At 60.5% G+C, this 15,002-nt stretch carries 15 protein-coding genes; 6 read left to right on the forward strand and 9 right to left on the reverse strand.

What is annotated here, in order from left to right:
- Nucleotides 1-180: 180 nt before the first annotated feature.
- The 6 genes from AC13C8_RS18225 to AC13C8_RS18250 all read right to left on the reverse strand — a co-directional run bounded on the left by AC13C8_RS18225 (nucleotide 181) and on the right by AC13C8_RS18250 (nucleotide 7,034).
- Nucleotides 181-813 carry a tyrosine-type recombinase/integrase gene (locus tag AC13C8_RS18225; protein WP_067547908.1) on the reverse strand — a complete coding sequence of 211 codons (633 nt, stop codon included), beginning with the start codon at nucleotides 811-813 and terminating at the stop codon, nucleotides 181-183.
- Nucleotides 814-1,487: 674 nt separating this feature from the next.
- The gene (locus tag AC13C8_RS18230; protein WP_482848614.1) at nucleotides 1,488-3,110 is read right to left on the reverse strand and encodes an FGGY-family carbohydrate kinase; all 1,623 of its coding nucleotides are present in this window, start codon (nucleotides 3,108-3,110) and stop codon (nucleotides 1,488-1,490) included.
- Nucleotides 3,111-3,122: 12 nt separating this feature from the next.
- On the reverse strand, nucleotides 3,123-3,851 hold the full coding sequence (locus AC13C8_RS18235; RefSeq protein ID WP_482848615.1) for an SDR family oxidoreductase: 729 nt from the start codon (nucleotides 3,849-3,851) through the stop codon (nucleotides 3,123-3,125).
- A gap of 19 nt (nucleotides 3,852-3,870) precedes the next feature.
- Entirely contained in the window at nucleotides 3,871-5,127 is a 1,257-nt protein-coding gene (locus tag AC13C8_RS18240) for a sugar ABC transporter permease (protein WP_482848616.1), read from the reverse strand.
- The gene (locus AC13C8_RS18245; RefSeq protein WP_482848647.1) at nucleotides 5,124-5,918 is read right to left on the reverse strand and encodes an ATP-binding cassette domain-containing protein; all 795 of its coding nucleotides are present in this window, start codon (nucleotides 5,916-5,918) and stop codon (nucleotides 5,124-5,126) included. Before AC13C8_RS18245 ends, AC13C8_RS18240 begins: the two co-directional genes overlap by 4 nt.
- A gap of 78 nt (nucleotides 5,919-5,996) precedes the next feature.
- The gene (locus AC13C8_RS18250; RefSeq protein WP_482848617.1) at nucleotides 5,997-7,034 is read right to left on the reverse strand and encodes a substrate-binding domain-containing protein; all 1,038 of its coding nucleotides are present in this window, start codon (nucleotides 7,032-7,034) and stop codon (nucleotides 5,997-5,999) included.
- A gap of 152 nt (nucleotides 7,035-7,186) precedes the next feature.
- On the opposite strand from AC13C8_RS18250, the gene AC13C8_RS18255 reads away from it, so the two are divergent.
- Nucleotides 7,187-8,188 carry a LacI family DNA-binding transcriptional regulator gene (locus AC13C8_RS18255; protein WP_482848618.1) on the forward strand — a complete coding sequence of 334 codons (1,002 nt, stop codon included), beginning with the start codon at nucleotides 7,187-7,189 and terminating at the stop codon, nucleotides 8,186-8,188.
- A 325-nt stretch (nucleotides 8,189-8,513) separates the two neighbouring features.
- On the opposite strand, the gene AC13C8_RS18260 is transcribed toward AC13C8_RS18255, so the two are convergent.
- The 3 genes from AC13C8_RS18260 to AC13C8_RS18270 form a co-directional block, all read right to left on the reverse strand.
- A complete protein-coding gene (locus AC13C8_RS18260; protein WP_482848619.1) occupies nucleotides 8,514-9,524 on the reverse strand; it encodes a hypothetical protein in 1,011 nt (336 codons plus the stop codon).
- Nucleotides 9,524-10,204, reverse strand: a complete 681-nt coding sequence (locus AC13C8_RS18265; RefSeq protein WP_482848620.1) for a hypothetical protein — start codon at nucleotides 10,202-10,204, stop codon at nucleotides 9,524-9,526. Before AC13C8_RS18265 ends, AC13C8_RS18260 begins: the two co-directional genes overlap by 1 nt.
- Before the next feature lie 425 nt (nucleotides 10,205-10,629).
- Nucleotides 10,630-10,917, reverse strand: coding sequence for a hypothetical protein (locus AC13C8_RS18270; protein WP_482848621.1), 288 nt, complete (start codon nucleotides 10,915-10,917; stop codon nucleotides 10,630-10,632).
- A 163-nt stretch (nucleotides 10,918-11,080) separates the two neighbouring features.
- On the opposite strand from AC13C8_RS18270, the gene AC13C8_RS18275 reads away from it, so the two are divergent.
- The 5 genes from AC13C8_RS18275 (at nucleotide 11,081) to AC13C8_RS18295 (ending at nucleotide 14,982) form a co-directional block, all read left to right on the forward strand.
- Nucleotides 11,081-11,407 carry a hypothetical protein gene (locus AC13C8_RS18275; protein ID WP_148056135.1) on the forward strand — a complete coding sequence of 109 codons (327 nt, stop codon included), beginning with the start codon at nucleotides 11,081-11,083 and terminating at the stop codon, nucleotides 11,405-11,407.
- A 64-nt stretch (nucleotides 11,408-11,471) separates the two neighbouring features.
- Nucleotides 11,472-12,050 carry a lytic transglycosylase domain-containing protein gene (locus AC13C8_RS18280; RefSeq protein WP_482848622.1) on the forward strand — a complete coding sequence of 193 codons (579 nt, stop codon included), beginning with the start codon at nucleotides 11,472-11,474 and terminating at the stop codon, nucleotides 12,048-12,050.
- Nucleotides 12,050-12,340: a TrbC/VirB2 family type IV secretion system protein gene (locus tag AC13C8_RS18285; RefSeq protein ID WP_096789457.1), complete on the forward strand. Its 291-nt coding sequence runs from the start codon at nucleotides 12,050-12,052 to the stop codon at nucleotides 12,338-12,340. The genes AC13C8_RS18280 and AC13C8_RS18285 overlap by 1 nt, the downstream gene beginning before the upstream one ends.
- Before the next feature lie 7 nt (nucleotides 12,341-12,347).
- Nucleotides 12,348-12,626, forward strand: a complete 279-nt coding sequence (locus AC13C8_RS18290) for a VirB3 family type IV secretion system protein (RefSeq protein ID WP_482848623.1) — start codon at nucleotides 12,348-12,350, stop codon at nucleotides 12,624-12,626.
- Entirely contained in the window at nucleotides 12,616-14,982 is a 2,367-nt protein-coding gene (locus AC13C8_RS18295; RefSeq protein WP_482848624.1) for a VirB4 family type IV secretion/conjugal transfer ATPase, read from the forward strand. Before AC13C8_RS18290 ends, AC13C8_RS18295 begins: the two co-directional genes overlap by 11 nt.
- Nucleotides 14,983-15,002: the final 20 nt, after the last annotated feature.

Raw genomic sequence — 15,002 nt, forward strand, 5'->3', positions numbered from 1 at the left:
CGGCCGGTCTGTTCCCTCCATTCCAAAGTCTCGACAATGCCCAATGACCGGTACAGGCGATCGTCAAATCGTGTTAACAGTGCAGCATTCGGTGCTTTGGGGTCGATCAGAACTACCGCTGCGGCGCGAACTCAGGCCCGGTCCGGTTGGCGAACGGCAAGCGCCGCCCGCCATCGTGGTTCAAATGTCGGTTTGCCCGGCGATGCTCAGCGCATCTTCATGTTCGACGGCAAGGTATCTGACAGGGCTGTCAAAACTAGTGTGTCCGAGCAGCAGTTGAACAGCTCTGAGATCTCCGGTCTTGCGGCAGATCTCCGCCGCCTTGGTCCGGCGTTGCGAATGTGTGCCGTATCCGCTGGGTTTCAGGCCGATAGCGGCCACCCAATCCCGTACAAGCCGGCCATTTTGGCGCATTGAGATATGTGGGCGGTCATGAAACCGGCTGGGAAACATGATACGGCAGCCGAGCATTTCAGGCGACATGATCCACGCGGCAATGGTATCCCGCGTGTTTTCAGAGAGTTCGAACTGAACGGGCCGCTGTGTTTCACTCCGAAACACGGAGACCCTTTTGCGAATGCAATAGTCCCTCACCAGGTCATTGACGGCCAGTTTCACCAGATCGCATTCGTGAATCTTACTATCAATCGCCACGTTGAACAGAGCAAGATCGCGCAGGTTGCGTGCCAGTTCGAGCCGCGCGCGGATCGCCCAGACCTGTTTTGGTAACAGAGGCCGTTTCTGGCCGATGATCCGCCCCTTGTTCCAGGCTCTTCGTTTCGTGGCGAGAGCGGGAAGTTGGACGCTTGGCATGGTTTGCTCTCCAATCTTTCCGCCACATCGGGTGGTTGTTCAATGCGGATACGTTGCAGAAGCGCCCTGCCATCGGGGCGGTCGGGCGCTGACCGGCGGCGCGCAAAGCGCGCCTTGAATCCGGGCATGGGTGCACATTTCTGAGGTCAGCTAAGTTGCGAGTCCTGTAGATTCACCCCTCCAGAATTTTCACACTATGCACGAATGACCGGAACCACCGCCGCGCTGCGTCATGGAATTCTGTGCAATTGCAGAATACTCTCCGCTGCGAGCGCACGCAGCGAGAAATCGGCATGTCGGCTGTGGGCTCACTGCTGCCGTAAGAAGCGGTGCAGCATCTGGGGCAGAAGTTGGGTATGCAGCTTCACAAACGGCCCATTCCGGACTTTGTACAACTCATCGAAATGCTGCAGCCGCTACCCGCATAGCTGCCGTTCGCTGCCTGTGCGGAATCTGAGGACGCTGGAACTCAGACATCGCGGGACAAGGCACCAGTCGACCACGACCAAGTCAAGGCTCGGCTTGCCTGGACGACAATGGGCATCCGGTAGCGTGGTGCCTTATCCGCACCGGTCCATCGTCGCGTTTTGTCCCGGCAGCGTAGTGCCATGTCGAAGCTCACCGATGCAGAGCGTTGTCTGCGTACTCCACATCAAGTGTAGCAATGGTCAAGTCTAGGCAGATGACCGGACCGCGCCCTGGAGGTCTTCAAAGACCCCGAAGCGGGCTTCGTGCCATCGGCGCACGGCACCGCCTCTGGGCTCGTAGCGGGTTGAAAACCTGGACATCGCGGCCATGGCATCGGGAATATCCCGCGTCACGCCCCCAGCCACGCTGCCCAGAATCGCTGCCCCCAGAAGCACCGGTTCCTCGGCCTCGGGCGCGGCGACCTCGACCCCCGTCGCATCCGCCAGCAATTGTCGGACAAGATCGCTGCGCCCGGCCCCACCGCTGATCACGATCCGCTCGGTCGGGGCCCCGGCGCGGGTTTGGGCCTCGATTATCTGGCGCAAGCCGTAGCCGATGCCGCATAGCCCGGCGACGTAAAGTGCGACAAGGCTGTCGAGGTCTTGCTCCATCCCCAGCCCGGCGATGATCGCCCTGGCATGCGGGTCGGCAAATGGGGCGCGGTTGCCCAGGAATTCGGGCACGACGTGAATGCCGCGCGCAAGGCTCTCGATCTCGGCCCCGTCGGCCACGCGTCGCGCGACCTCCTCGGCCAGCCGGTCGGGCAGGCTGCTGCCCGCAGCTTCGGCCTTGGCCCGGATCTGCGCAGCACGCGGATGGTAAGCCAAAAGCGCCTCGATCGCGGCCCCGGCGGCGGATTGGCCGCCCTCGTTCAGCCAGAGCCCCGGCACCATCGCCGAGTGATAGGGCCCCCAGACCCCGGGAACAAAGACAGGCTCTGCCGTCGTCGTCATGGTGCAAGAGGAGGTGCCGAACACGTAAGCCATGTTCGCCGCGGCCCCGCCGCCACTCTGTGCGCCGACGCTGCCGACGCCGCCCGCATGGGCATCGATCAATCCCGCGCCGACGGGTGTTCCGGCGGGCAAGCCCAGATCGCGCGCCGCGGCCCCAGTCAGGCCCGTGCCGAGAGCGGATCCCGCCGGGACGATGGAAGTCCCGATGCGAACAAACCCCTCATCAGCCAGTTCCGACAGCCCGATCTGCCGGAAATACCCGGCATCCCATGCGCCTTCATGGGCCATGTAGGTCCATTTGCAGGTGACCGTGCAGATCGATCGGGACAGGTCGCCGCTGGCCCGCCAGGTCAGGAAATCGGTCAGGTCCATGAACTGCCAGGCCTGCGCAAAGACATCGGGCCGGTTCTCTTTCAGCCAAAGAAGCTTGGGCGTCTCCATCTCGGGCGAGATGCGCCCGCCGACATAGTCAAGCACCCGGTGACCCGCTGCGTTGATGCGCTCTGCCTGACCAACCGCGCGGTGGTCCATCCAGACGACGATATTGCGTTCGGGATGAGCCGGGTCGCCAACCGGAAGCGGTGCACCGCCCTGCCCAAGGACCACCAGGGAACAGGTCGCATCGAACCCGATCCCCCCAACCTGTGCCGGGTCGGCCGCTGCTGCCGCCATCGCCCCAAGCACCGACGCCGCGACCGCCTGCCAGATATCCTCGCTGGATTGCTCGGCGATGACGCCGCCTTCGCGATGCAGGGCGATGGGGTGTTTCGCCGTGCCGATCATCCGCCCGTCAGTGGTGAAGACGCCGGCGCGAGCGCTGCCCGTCCCGACATCGACACCGATCAACAGGCGCGGGTCTGTTTGCGTTGCTGTCATTGCCCCACCCGCCTAAAGGTCGACACTGTTGGGCAGGATCACCATGTCACGGATCACCACGCCGCGGGGACGGGTCAGCATGAACAGAACCGCTTCGGCCACTTCGCGCGGCTGCATCAGCGACCCGTTGGCAAGGGCTTCCTCCATCTTCTCGGTCGGCCAGTCGTCAAGCAATGCCGTGACGACTGGCCCCGGGAGGACGGCACCCATGCGGATGCCGTATTCGGACACCTGCCGCCGCGTGGCATGCAGGAAGGCCTGTACCGCGAATTTCGACGCGGTGTAGACGGGTTCCCAGACGACCGGCACGACCCCGGCGACCGAGCTGGTAAAAATCACGTCGCCTGTGCGCCGTTCAATCATCGCGGGCAGCACCGCCTGCACGCAGCGGAACGCAGCGTTGACGTTCAGGTTCAGCACCGTGTCCCACTGGTCCGGGTTTCCCTCGGCTGCCGGACCGCCCACATAGGCGCCGGCATTGGCGTGTAAGATGTCCAGCGGCCCGACCAGTGCCTCGATCCGGGGCAACATCCTCGACACCTGCGGACCGTCAAGCAGGTCGACCACCAGCGGATGCGCAGCCTCGCCCAGCTCTGCGCAAAGCGCGTTCAGTCGATCCTCGGCCCGGTCGATCAAGACAACCTGCGCGCCTTCCTCAATCAGGATGCGGGCGCATTCCAGCCCGATCCCCGATGCCGCGCCAGTGATGGCGGCGGTCTTGCCCTTAAGTGCGTCGGTCATCTGGCGTTCCTTTCCCGGTTCAAGCGCGGCCATGGCTGGCGCGGGACCGCCGCGCAAGCGAGTCGACGATCACGGCAATGGCCAACACGGCACCGGTGATCATGTAACGCAGCGAGGAGCTGAGATTGAGAAGGGTCAGACCGTTTGAAATCGCCATGATCACGATCACGCCGAGCAGGGCCGACCAGGCCGAACCGCGCCCGCCGAAGAGCGACGTGCCCCCGATGACCGCGGCAGCGATGGCGTTGAGGTTCACGTCACCGGTGCCGGCCTGCTGACTGGCCGAAGCCAGCCGTGCCGCTGCGAAGACGCCCCCGAGAGCTGCGAGGCTTGAGCAGATCATGAAGGCGCTCAGGCGAATGCGACGCACGTTGATCCCCGACCGGCGCGCGGCTTCGGCATTGCCGCCCACGGCAAACATGGAGCGGCCCCATTTCGTGCGCGTCAGGGCGTAATCGAGCAGGACGACCAGCAGGGTAAAGGCTCCGAACATCCAGGGGACGCCGCGCCCCTTCTCAAGGTAGAACACCGCAAAAACCAGGGCCGCCGTCAGGACCAGCGCCTTTGCCAGCGTCACGCTCAGGCCGCTGGCAGACAAATTGGCCGCCCGCCGTTTCTGGCCGGTCCGGATGCCGTTCCAGACGATCAGGACACCGGGCAGGATCGCCAGCAGGTAGGACAGCCAGGCCGGCATGATCAGGATCTGGCCGAACCGCACGATGGGCGAGGTGAAGGGCAGGTTGATCGAGCCGGTCGGGCCAAGAATATAGAGTTGCAGCCCCAGAAGCGCCAGCAGGCCCGCAAGGGTCGCCACGAAACTTGGCATCTCGAAGCGGTTGCGCAGAAACCCGTAGATCGCGCCGACCGCAATGCCCGTGACCAGCACGGCCACGATTGTCAACGGCAGCGACACTCCCGCATTGACCCACAGAACGCCGGTCATGGCCGAGGCCAGGCCGCTCATGGAGCCGATGGACAGGTCGATCTCGCCCAGCAACAACACGCAGACAACGCCAAGCGAGATCAGCCCGACCGCAGCGGCGTCGAACAGAAGGTTCACAAGGTTGTTCGGGGCCAGGAACACCGGGTTCAGGGCGGTGAAGACAACCGAGATCAGTAACAACCCGACAAAGACCGGCAACATGCCCAGATCCCCAGACCGGACCTGATCCACGAAGGCGCGCAGCGCACCGGACAGGCCTTCGTCATGGCGGACCCGGCTATCGGCGCGGTCAAGCTGGGGGGCGGTCTGGCTGGTTTGCGTGTCGTTGGTCATGTCTCTTCCCCCGTTGCTTCCAGTTTGCGCGCGGCACGACGAGAGACCGAGTTTTCAGACGCGCCCGTGATAGCGGCGACAAGATCTTCGTGCGAGGAGTCCGCCATAAACACGCCGTTGTTCCTGCCAAGTCGCAGGACCACGATCCGGTCTGCCACGGCACGGACATCTTCCATGTTGTGTGAAATCAGGATGACTCCGTGGCCCCGGTCCCGGACCCTTTCGATCAGGTTCAGGACTTCGGCGGTCTGGGCCACGCCCAGGGCGGCAGTCGGTTCATCCAGCATGATGATTTTCGGGTCCAGCAGAAGCGAACGGGCGATTGCCACGGTCTGGCGCTGGCCTCCGGACAGCGAAGCGATTGGTTCGCGCACCGACGGGATACGCTCCGCCAGTTCCTTCAGCAGCGTCCAGGCACGAACCTCCATCTGCACTTCGTCCAGGCGCCAGGGCGACAGTTCGTGACCCAGAAACAGGTTGGCGACGACATCAAGGTTTTCGCATAGGGCCAAGTCCTGGAAAACCGTCGCGATACCCAGTTCCAGGGCGGTGCCGGGAGTGTCCAGTGTTACCTCCTTGCCGAGGTATTCGATGGTTCCAGAGGTGGCCTGATGCACCCCGGCGAGGACCTTGACCAATGTGGACTTGCCCGCGCCGTTGTCGCCCACCAGCGCGACCACTTCGCCCGCGTGAACATCCAGCTCGATGTCTTCAAGCGCGGTGACCGCACCAAATTGCTTTCCGATCCCGCGTAGACGCAGGATCAGTTCCCCTTTTTCACGGGCATTCATGGCCTGTACCAAGACGTCGTCCTCCCAAGGCATACGCGGCGCCGCCTTCGGGGCGGCGCCACGCGAGTTCAGTCAAGCTTACTCGATTCCGAGCGCCGCGCAGGCATCGGAATATTCTGCCGTGCAGACCTCTTCCGCCGACTGGATACCCGCATCGAAGATCAGCTCCTTGATGTTCTCCTGCGTCACGACCGCCGGGACGAAGAGCTGGGAGGGCGTGTCATAAAGCGAGGTCGTCGCTTCCGGCTCTTCCCCGTTGAGAAGTTGCACCGCGACTTCGGCCGCAGCGGCGGCCACGATCTCGGAGGGCTTCGAGATGGTGTTGTACTGGTCGCCAGCAATGATCAGCTGAAGCGCCGCGATGGTCGCGTCGTTGCCGGTCACCGGCGGGAGCGGATCCGCGCCAGCGGCTTTCAGCGCCGCGATGGCACCGCCACCGGTCCCGTCATTCGCAGCCACGATGCCGCGGATGTCGCCGCCGAACCGGGTGATCTGGCCCGCGGCCCATTCCTGCGCCTTCGGCGGGGCCCAGTCGGGAGTGTCGAACTCGGACAACGTGACATAGGGCGACGCATCCAGCGCCCGGTCGATCCCGTCGCGGATCAGCCCGGCAGCGGCATCGGTGGGCGAGCCGTTGATCTGAAGCACGCCGGCGCCGTCCGGCACACCCTCGGCCTGAAGATGCTCGACAAGGGATTGCGCGATGGCGTAGCCGATGCCTTCGTTGTCAAAGGACACGTAGAAGTCCGCCGGGGTGTCCGGGATCGGACGGTCATAGGCGATCACCTTGACGCCCTGCGAATGGGCGATTTCCACGAGCGCCGCGGCTGCAGCGGAATCGACTGGGTCCAGCACGACGACGCTAGCGCCCTGGGCGATGACCGAGTTGAACTGCTGCTGTTGCAGTGCCACGTCGGCATTGCCGTTCTGGTAGATCAGGGTGCAGTCGGGGCACAGCTCGCCCATGGCGGCCTGGAAACCCGGCCAGTCATGTTCTTCGTAGCGGGTCGATGCCTGGTCGGGCATCAGGAAGGCGACGGTTTCAGCCGCCGCCGTGGTCGCGGCCAGCGCCCCCAAGAGCGCGGACGTGGCCAACAAGGTCGTTTTCTTGGTCATTTGTTTTCTCCTCCAAGCCAAGATTTGCGCTTCTCCCTGAGCGCAATCGATTGAACAGCTTGCTCCATCGATTGCGCAAAGGTTGCTACATCGATTGAGTTTTGTCAATAATCGGATTGAGGCCCTTGTCGGGGCCGGCGAGCGAGGGCGAAATGAACAATAACAAGAAGAAAACAACGATATACGATATCGCCACGCTGGCAGATGCCTCGCCCAGTGCGGTCAGCGCGGTGCTCAATGGCACATGGGAGAAACGCCGACTGAGTCGGAAACTGGCGGAGCGTGTCATGCGTATCGCCGAAGAACAGGGCTATGCCGTGAACGTGCAGGCCAGTCTGTTACGCCGGGAGAAGTCCAACATCGTCGGCATGATCGTCCCGAAATACGACAACCGCTATTTCGGAGAGATCGCCGAGCAATTCGAGGAAATCGCGCGGGCCCGCGGCATGTTTCCCGTCGTCACCTGCACCCAGCGTGATCCTGATCTGGAATTCGAGGCCGCGCGGGAGCTGATCTCGTACCAGGCAGAATGCCTGATCTCGACCGGTGCCACCGACCCCGACCGGATCTCGGATTTCTGTGCGGTCGCGGGCGTCCAGTCGATCAACCTCGACCTGCCCGGAACCAAGGCGCCCTCGGTCATCTCCGACAACCGCGCGGGAGCATATGACCTGACCATGCTGATCCTTGATCGCTGTGCCCGGGATCTGGGTTGGTCCGGCGCCTTGCGCTTTGTCGGCGGGCGGCTGGCCGATCACAACACCGCCGCGCGCCTGGAGGGCTTCCTCGCAGCGCATCGCGATCGCGGGATCGCGGTCCCCGACGATCACGTTCTGGCGGCCGGGTATTCCGCCGACAGCGCCGCGCGGGTTCTCGCGGATTTCCAACCCGAGGGGCCGGCGGGGATTTTCGTCAATTCGACGATCTCGCTGGAAGGCGTCGTCCGCTGGCACCAGGCCTTGGGCACGCGGGCCGCACAGGTTCGATATGGCTGTTTCGACTGGGACCCGTTCGGGTCTTTCCTGCCGGGAAATGTCGGCATGGTCGAACAGGATGTTTCGGGCATGCTGAGCATGACCTTCGGGTTCATCGGGCATCCGGATAAGCCCGGAACCCAAAAACTCGTTCCCTGCAGGCTGCACCGGTTTGATTGACCTGCCCTGTTTCGAGGGCCACGCGCAGGTTGCGCTTGTTCTCTTGCTGCCTGCTGTCGTTCGGCGGTGGCGGTAGCTGGCGAAGGGACGGGCTGCCAACGACATCTTGCGCGACCCCGGGAATGACCAGAGGATCGGCGTTGAAGTGCGTTCGAGGTCTGGTTCCGGCCCATAGCTGCCGTCTAAGTATCACTTTCCGGATAGCCGCTTTTCGGCCGACGCACAGTGTCTATGCTACGCCCCGCCGAGGATCAGTCGATGCAATTGGCGGCCATCACTTGGTCTACTTAATTGCCTGTGGGAAAGGGGCTGGGCGACCAGGCTACTATTTAGGCATGACAACGAGAAACTTGCTTTGTGTTTCTTTGGAGGCAGTCTGAATAAACATGCGACCGCTGGTCCCGTCCTCTATGAGCGCACGAGACAGTGATTGCTGCTGACTGAGGTTCTCAACCGCCTTTGCAAAACCATTTGCGATAGTGTCAGCGAGCCCAGCCGCTTCTCGGCGTTTGGCCACAGCGTTGGTCCAATCGTTTTCGCCAGCGGCAACCAAGCGGGACATTGCATCTGGGTTCAGCTGATCCAGACACCTGAGATTATCATCCATGTAGCGGGCCGCGTATTCGTCCGCGTGTTCCATATCCTCTGATACGAAAAGCGCCCGCAACTCGGCGTCCTCGCAAAGCCACTTTGCCGAGCTAAGGGTCCAGATCAGATCCAACCGCTCCATTGAAAGGCTGGTTTCCTTCCGGATCGCGATTGCCTCCATCAAGAGATCGTTGAGTGAGCTTACATGGGACGACAGCTGTCTTTGCAGGCTGCTTGCAAGGGCAAGATGGTCTGTTCGCGTGGTGACACTATCAAGATCTTTGAGTGCTGCGCGAATTTCACTAAAGAGGCGGCGTATTTCGGCTGCCTGTATCATCGAACCGATTTCGCAGACTTCCTCGCGCAGAGTGCCGAGATTGTTCTCAATAGCATTCAGGCGCATGTTCATGACCGCAAAACCGGCAACCGACACGCCGACCCCGATCCCGGTGAGGGCCATATTGACGAATTGCAGGTTTTGAACCAGCCCTAAGCCCTGCTCCAGCCTCGCAATACCGGACTTAATCTGTTCACCTTGCACAACCCCAATTGCACCAAGCGGCGAAAATCCGGTCTGTGCGAAAGTGCCACCGACCTGAGAAAGCGCATTGAAAAAACCTTGAGTTGGCTGGACATGCGCCAGGATCTTGCCCGACGCCACCTCTTTGATAAGCGCGCCTACCACCTCAGCCTCACCTGATGACACACGGTTAAGGACGCTAAGGGGAATGTCGTAAAGGAGTGGCATCAGAGGGCCTCCAAATTAGCATCGAGGCTGCGCAGTGTGGCCGCTTGTAGATCAGTTACGAGACTACGCTCTCCTAAAGAACTGCCATAGCCAAGAGCCGCAGTCAGAGCGCGTTGTTGGAGACGTTTCACGAGGTGCAAGCGGTTCTTATCGCCAAGCCATTTGACACCGCTCCCTCCGGCAAATGTAGTAACAGCAAGGCCGACCCCTCCTACCGCGATGATCGGCCAAGAAATGCTGGAGGTGGTAAAGACGAAGAAAGAGGTCGTGCTGACCGTCGCGAACGAGATAACGGTCGGTATAGCGGCAAGAGAGGCAGCAAGTACCCCGGCTCCAGCGAGCCCAGGTCGCGCAACACGCAAAGCCTGTTCCAAGTTTCCCCTCTCAGAAGCCGATGCGACGAGCTCTTGGATTTCCTCTTCCATTTGCGCCTCAACAAGACTGGCAGTTTGCAATGCCCAAGGCTCAAAGAGCTCTTTCCAAAGTCCATCTGGAAACACCTGTGCCTTACTCGCTCTGATGGTTGTCATCGAAGCAACAGTCTTCTCAATGTTTTTCAGGAGTTCGGGCAGAGCGTCTTCAACGACTAAGGTGATTTCTTCGAAGCGTGCCTGCTTCCACCGTATCATTTTGAGCTCGGAGACCGGATCGTGCGTGGAGACAGGCTTTGGTGTTATCATAACGGTTTACGCAAGGTTTGGTGTGGGCTTGTCAAAATTAATGAATCCTTAAAATACTGCATTTTGCATATGATCGTGATTCCGAAACAGGTTTTTTTCAAGCCGATTCCGCGTACTATGTGAAATAGAAGGTAATCGGGGAACATGCCTGCGTTACCGTTGGCCTTCCGCTTGAAAGGCGTTAGTCGGAGATTTCAGAGAACACCATTTTGAGCGGACTTTGAGAATTCCGCATGATACGCAGTGCAGACGTTAAGGGTCAGCGCAGCGAAAGTCTGCTTTCCGCCCTTGGTGTTTTTCGCTGCGGTCGCAATACTCAGAAAGCGGTTGTTGAGGCTGGCGCGGCGAATTCACACTTTACCCCGCATGGGAGACCTTCGCCGCAGCTTTGTTGAGCGCCAGCTTTCCCTACTCGAGGACCGGTGTCATTTCCTCACGCCGTCCAGAAGCTCCAAAACGCGCGCGTAGTCTTCGGTGAAGTCCCTAACCTGCTCAAAAACCTCCCGTCGCTCCTGATCCAGGCAACGGAAGTACCGCTCGACATCGGTAAAATACGTCTCCGCATTACGCTGCAACAGATCTGCATAGGCCTGCACGTCATGTGCATTGGTCGGCATCCAGGGCGGCACAGGCGGCAGACAACTGCCCGCGATCGAGGCAGAACTCCAGCTCAGAACGATCATAACCGCCAATGTTTGTTTCAAAAGCGCCATATTATCTTGGCTCAGCCACTCCGTTGCAGTAAATTCGTTTCAACGCATGAATGGCGCAAAAACTCAAAATGCACCTATTGATTGCATGATTATAATATTGTATCGGTTCGGTAGTCCATGAGGGACTGCCGGGCCAATGCACAATTCTGCAAGGCTCGATCCTATGAATTTGATGCAAGACGCCCCAAATGTTGTCAGTGAAGATGGGCTGCGCACGCTGCTTGCCGAGGATCATTCGGCGGATGTTGTGTGCCGGGTTACGCCCAAACGTACAGGTGCTCAGTGGTCCGGGGTTTGGACCGTGCATTGCGTCTCGCCAGATGGCGAGACGCGTCGCCTGCTCGTCACTGCGCGCAACAACATGGCAGCCCGAGAGTTCAAGACGATCAACGGCTTATCCAGCTTCCTTGCGGGCCTTGGTGTTTCGATCGTCTCGATCCCGATGCTTGAAGGCAAGATCGCCTCACACAAGCTGGACGACGCGGGCTAAGCCACTTGCCGTCCTCGCAGCATTACTTGCTGCACCCGCCTATTCTGAAGGCTTCGTGCTTTCCATGCGGGCCGATGGCCAGCTGGAGACCAAAGCACCCCAACCAGGTTTTGCTCAAAACTATGTCGACGGGATTGGTGCAAACCCACCAGAGCTGATCGTTTTTGCAGCGCCAGAGCCTGTAGATCCCCCTCCTGCACCCGCCCGCGCAGTTCCCCGACCTGAAATCCTCGCAGCTCTTGAAAGCACGGCGCATCGCTATGGCGGGCACCCGGCTTTGCGCCGCGCCGGTCTGTCGGTGACCGAGTGGCAGGCACTCTTCCAAGCCAATATCGAGATCGAAAGCGCCTATCGCTCGAATGCACGCAGTTCCGCAGGCGCGATTGGCCTCGGGCAGTTGATGCCCGCGACGGCCGCGCAGCTCGATGTGGATCCGCATGACTGGCAGGCCAACCTCGACGGCTCTGCACGCTACCTTCTGATGATGTTGGCGCAGTTCGGCACGCCCGAACTCGCACTCGCTGCATATAACGCGGGGCCTGACGCGGTCGCGCGTTATGGCGGCATTCCTCCTTACCGAGAAACCCAAAATCACGTGCGCCGTGTCATGGCCGTGCGTGATCGACTGACTGGAGCCTCCTGATGCACATACAAATTCGCACGATCCTGTCGCTGGCTCTGGCCAGCTTGATGATTGCCAACCCGGCCTTTGCGCAGAGCATCGACCTTTCGCCGGTGCAGAACCTTTTGCAGGGCATCGTCGATACGATCACCGGCCCCTTGGGTATTGTCATTGGCACCTTGGCTCTGATTGGTGTGTTCCTCTCCTGGCTCTTCGGCATTCTGGATTTCCGCCAAGCCCTTTGGGTGCTTGTTGCGATTGCAGGCATCGCAGCTGCACCGACCATCGTGACCGCGATCTGGGGCGCGTAAGTCCGACATGGCAACCCAAACCCGCCTCTTCCTGGGCCTGATCCGGCCGCCAAAGCTCATTGGGCTGCCGATCATGTATGCGATGGTCTGGCTCTTCGGGTTTGTGTTGCTTTTTTTGCGGGTTCAGAGCTGGCCGGTGATCATCATCGCCGCTCTGGCCTATCCTGCGCTGTGGAAAGCAGCGGATTGGGATCCGGCCTTTCTTGAGGTTATGGTCACTGCGCTGCAGGAAACGCCGCCCACCTCGAACCGCAAGATCCATTCGGGGGACAGCTATGCTCCATGACCCTTCGGATGACCTTGCCATGATGCCGGACTGGGCGCGCAAAGAGCGCACGGTGGCCAGCATGCTACCCTATGTCAGTCTCGTGAATGACGTGACGATCCGCACGCGCGGCAATGCCCTGTTCCAATGCATTCGTCTTGATGGCGTCAACAGCATGACCAGCGATGACGCGCATTTGGAAAAGATCCGCGCGCTCTTTGCTGCGATCATCGCGCAGATCGGACCAGAGTACAGTTTCTACGTGCACAAGGTCTCAAAAGCGATTGAAACTACTTTACCCCCGGTGCCTGAGGATGGGTTTGCCCAAGCCCTGGACACCCGTTGGCAAGCGGCCATGGTACGGGCGGGCCTGCGGGACAAAACGCTCACGCTCACAGTGCTCAAACGTCCTCCCCTCGGCGCTCGGCTGCGCTTGAAGCGCTCAGGCTCAATCGCACAGCTGAAAGACCAGACGGCCAAGCAGCTGCGCAAGCTCGAGGAAGTCGTCGGGTTTCTGCTCTCATCTTTTGCCGATATGAACCCACGCCTGCTTGGGGCTGAGAGCGGCGAACTGCTGGGTTTCCTCGGGGCACTCAATATTGGCCAGGAGCGACCGCTCTTCGCAAAATCCCGCATCGGCATCATTGCCGAGGATGTGGCCAACGCGCGTGTTACGTTTCAGGGGCGAGGCTTTGCGCTCGACGACGGGACGGCGGGCAAGCGTTTTGGCACCACCTTTGCGATCAAGACCTATCCGGCCAAAACCAACTGCACCATGTTTGATGAGCTGAACCTTCCCGTCGACATGATCGTCACCCATTCCTTCACGCCTATTAACAGCAACATCATGGCCAGTCGGATCAAGCGCCAACAGCGCCTGATGAAGGCCAGCGATGACGGCGCGATTTCCCTTGCAGAGGAACTCGTCGACGCGCTCGACGATCTTGAATCCAAGCGGCTGAGCTTTGGCGATCATCACATGACCGTCACGGTTTTCGCCGAGACCGAGGAAAGGCTGGAAACCATAGCGGCCGAGGTGCGCAACATCGCGGCCAGTGAAGGCGTTAATCTGGTGAATGAGAGCTTTGCTTCCCGAACTCATTATTTCGCGCAGCATCCGGGCAATGGGCAGATGCGCAGCCGCAAGGCCGCCATCACAAACACCAACTTTGCTGATCTCGCGGCGCTACATCGCGGTCAACTGGGCAAGCAGGGCGATAGAGTGCCTTGGGGCAAGCCGATCACCCTCTTCCCGACGCCTGAACGCTCGGGCTTCCTGTTCAACTACCATGAGACGGGTCAGCCGGACAAAGAACCGACCGGCGGGCACACCTTGATCCTCGGCCGCCCAGGCTCTGGCAAGTCGGTGTTGTCTGCATTCCTCATGACCCAAGCTCGGCGCTGCGACGCGCGCGTCTTTGTCTTCGACTATCGCGCGGGCATGGAAATGGCGGTTCGGGCCAATGGTGGGCGCTACAGCGCCATCAAGGCCGGTGAAGCCACAGGTCTCAACCCGCTACGCACGGAAATTGATGGGCGCGGGCAAGCATGGCTCTCCGATTGGCTGGCCACGCTTTTGCATCGCACCGACAAGCCCCTGAGCCCGGTCCAAATCAACCGCATTCAAGAGGTAGTGCGCCAGAACGCCGGGGCGAGCGATGCCGCCCTTCGTAACTGGCAGGATTTGGCGTCGCTCTTTGTAGCGGGAGCTGACGAAGGGGATCTGTTCGAGCGGATCCAGGAATGGACTGAAGATGGCCGCTATGGCTGGATCTTCGGGCAAAGCTCTGAGGATACCTTCTCGCTCGATGGTGATGTCGTGGGGTTCGACCTGACCGGCATTCTCGACAGCGAAAGCGAGAAGGAACGCATGGCTGTCCTCTCCTACCTGTTTCGGCGGGTGGAGCGCGTGATCGAGGATCGCAAGCCGACGCTGATCATCATCGATGAAGCCTGGAAGGCGCTGGATAACCCGTATTTTGCCGACAGGCTGAGCAACTGGCTGGTCACGGCGCGGAAACAGAATGCCGTCGTCGTGATGATGACCCAATACGCAAGCCAGCTCGAGAAAACCCGCACTGGCAAGACGATTGTCGAGGCCGTGCCGACACAGCTCTTGCTTCCGAACATCCGCGCCTCGGCCAGCGATTACACCATGCTCGGCCTTACCGAAAAAGAGCTCAGCGTTTTGCTCGGAACGGGAAGCAACTCTCGTCTGGCGCTGGTGCGCGATGATCAAGGCTCTGTTGTTATCGATGCCGATCTGAGCGCCCTTGGCCCCTACCTCACGATCCTTGGCGGCATGGAAAAAGGCGAAGCACTGGTGGGCGCTGATTATCGCCAGAACCCCGAATTTTGGAGACAGATTGATGCGTAGATTGTGCGTAATGACTCTCA

The sequence above is a fragment of the Aliiroseovarius sp. B-4 genome, assembly GCF_056857795.1.

Bases quoted from the DNA above. Each gene is read 5' to 3' on its own strand.
- AC13C8_RS18290 (WP_482848623.1), top strand. From the start codon at position 12,348: ATGGCAACCCAAACCCGCCTCTTCCTGGGCCTGATCCGGCCGCCAAAG.
- AC13C8_RS18245 (WP_482848647.1), bottom strand. From the start codon at position 5,918: ATGAATGCCCGTGAAAAAGGGGAACTGATCCTGCGTCTACGCGGGATC.
- AC13C8_RS18230 (WP_482848614.1), bottom strand. From the start codon at position 3,110: ATGACAGCAACGCAAACAGACCCGCGCCTGTTGATCGGTGTCGATGTC.
- AC13C8_RS18295 (WP_482848624.1), top strand. From the start codon at position 12,616: ATGCTCCATGACCCTTCGGATGACCTTGCCATGATGCCGGACTGGGCG.
- AC13C8_RS18285 (WP_096789457.1), top strand. From the start codon at position 12,050: ATGCACATACAAATTCGCACGATCCTGTCGCTGGCTCTGGCCAGCTTG.
- AC13C8_RS18270 (WP_482848621.1), bottom strand. From the start codon at position 10,917: ATGGCGCTTTTGAAACAAACATTGGCGGTTATGATCGTTCTGAGCTGG.
- AC13C8_RS18255 (WP_482848618.1), top strand. From the start codon at position 7,187: ATGAACAATAACAAGAAGAAAACAACGATATACGATATCGCCACGCTG.
- AC13C8_RS18275 (WP_148056135.1), top strand. From the start codon at position 11,081: ATGAATTTGATGCAAGACGCCCCAAATGTTGTCAGTGAAGATGGGCTG.
- AC13C8_RS18260 (WP_482848619.1), bottom strand. From the start codon at position 9,524: ATGCCACTCCTTTACGACATTCCCCTTAGCGTCCTTAACCGTGTGTCA.
- AC13C8_RS18240 (WP_482848616.1), bottom strand. From the start codon at position 5,127: ATGACCAACGACACGCAAACCAGCCAGACCGCCCCCCAGCTTGACCGC.
- AC13C8_RS18250 (WP_482848617.1), bottom strand. From the start codon at position 7,034: ATGACCAAGAAAACGACCTTGTTGGCCACGTCCGCGCTCTTGGGGGCG.
- AC13C8_RS18280 (WP_482848622.1), top strand. From the start codon at position 11,472: ATGCGGGCCGATGGCCAGCTGGAGACCAAAGCACCCCAACCAGGTTTT.
- AC13C8_RS18235 (WP_482848615.1), bottom strand. From the start codon at position 3,851: ATGACCGACGCACTTAAGGGCAAGACCGCCGCCATCACTGGCGCGGCA.
- AC13C8_RS18265 (WP_482848620.1), bottom strand. From the start codon at position 10,204: ATGATAACACCAAAGCCTGTCTCCACGCACGATCCGGTCTCCGAGCTC.
- AC13C8_RS18225 (WP_067547908.1), bottom strand. From the start codon at position 813: ATGCCAAGCGTCCAACTTCCCGCTCTCGCCACGAAACGAAGAGCCTGG.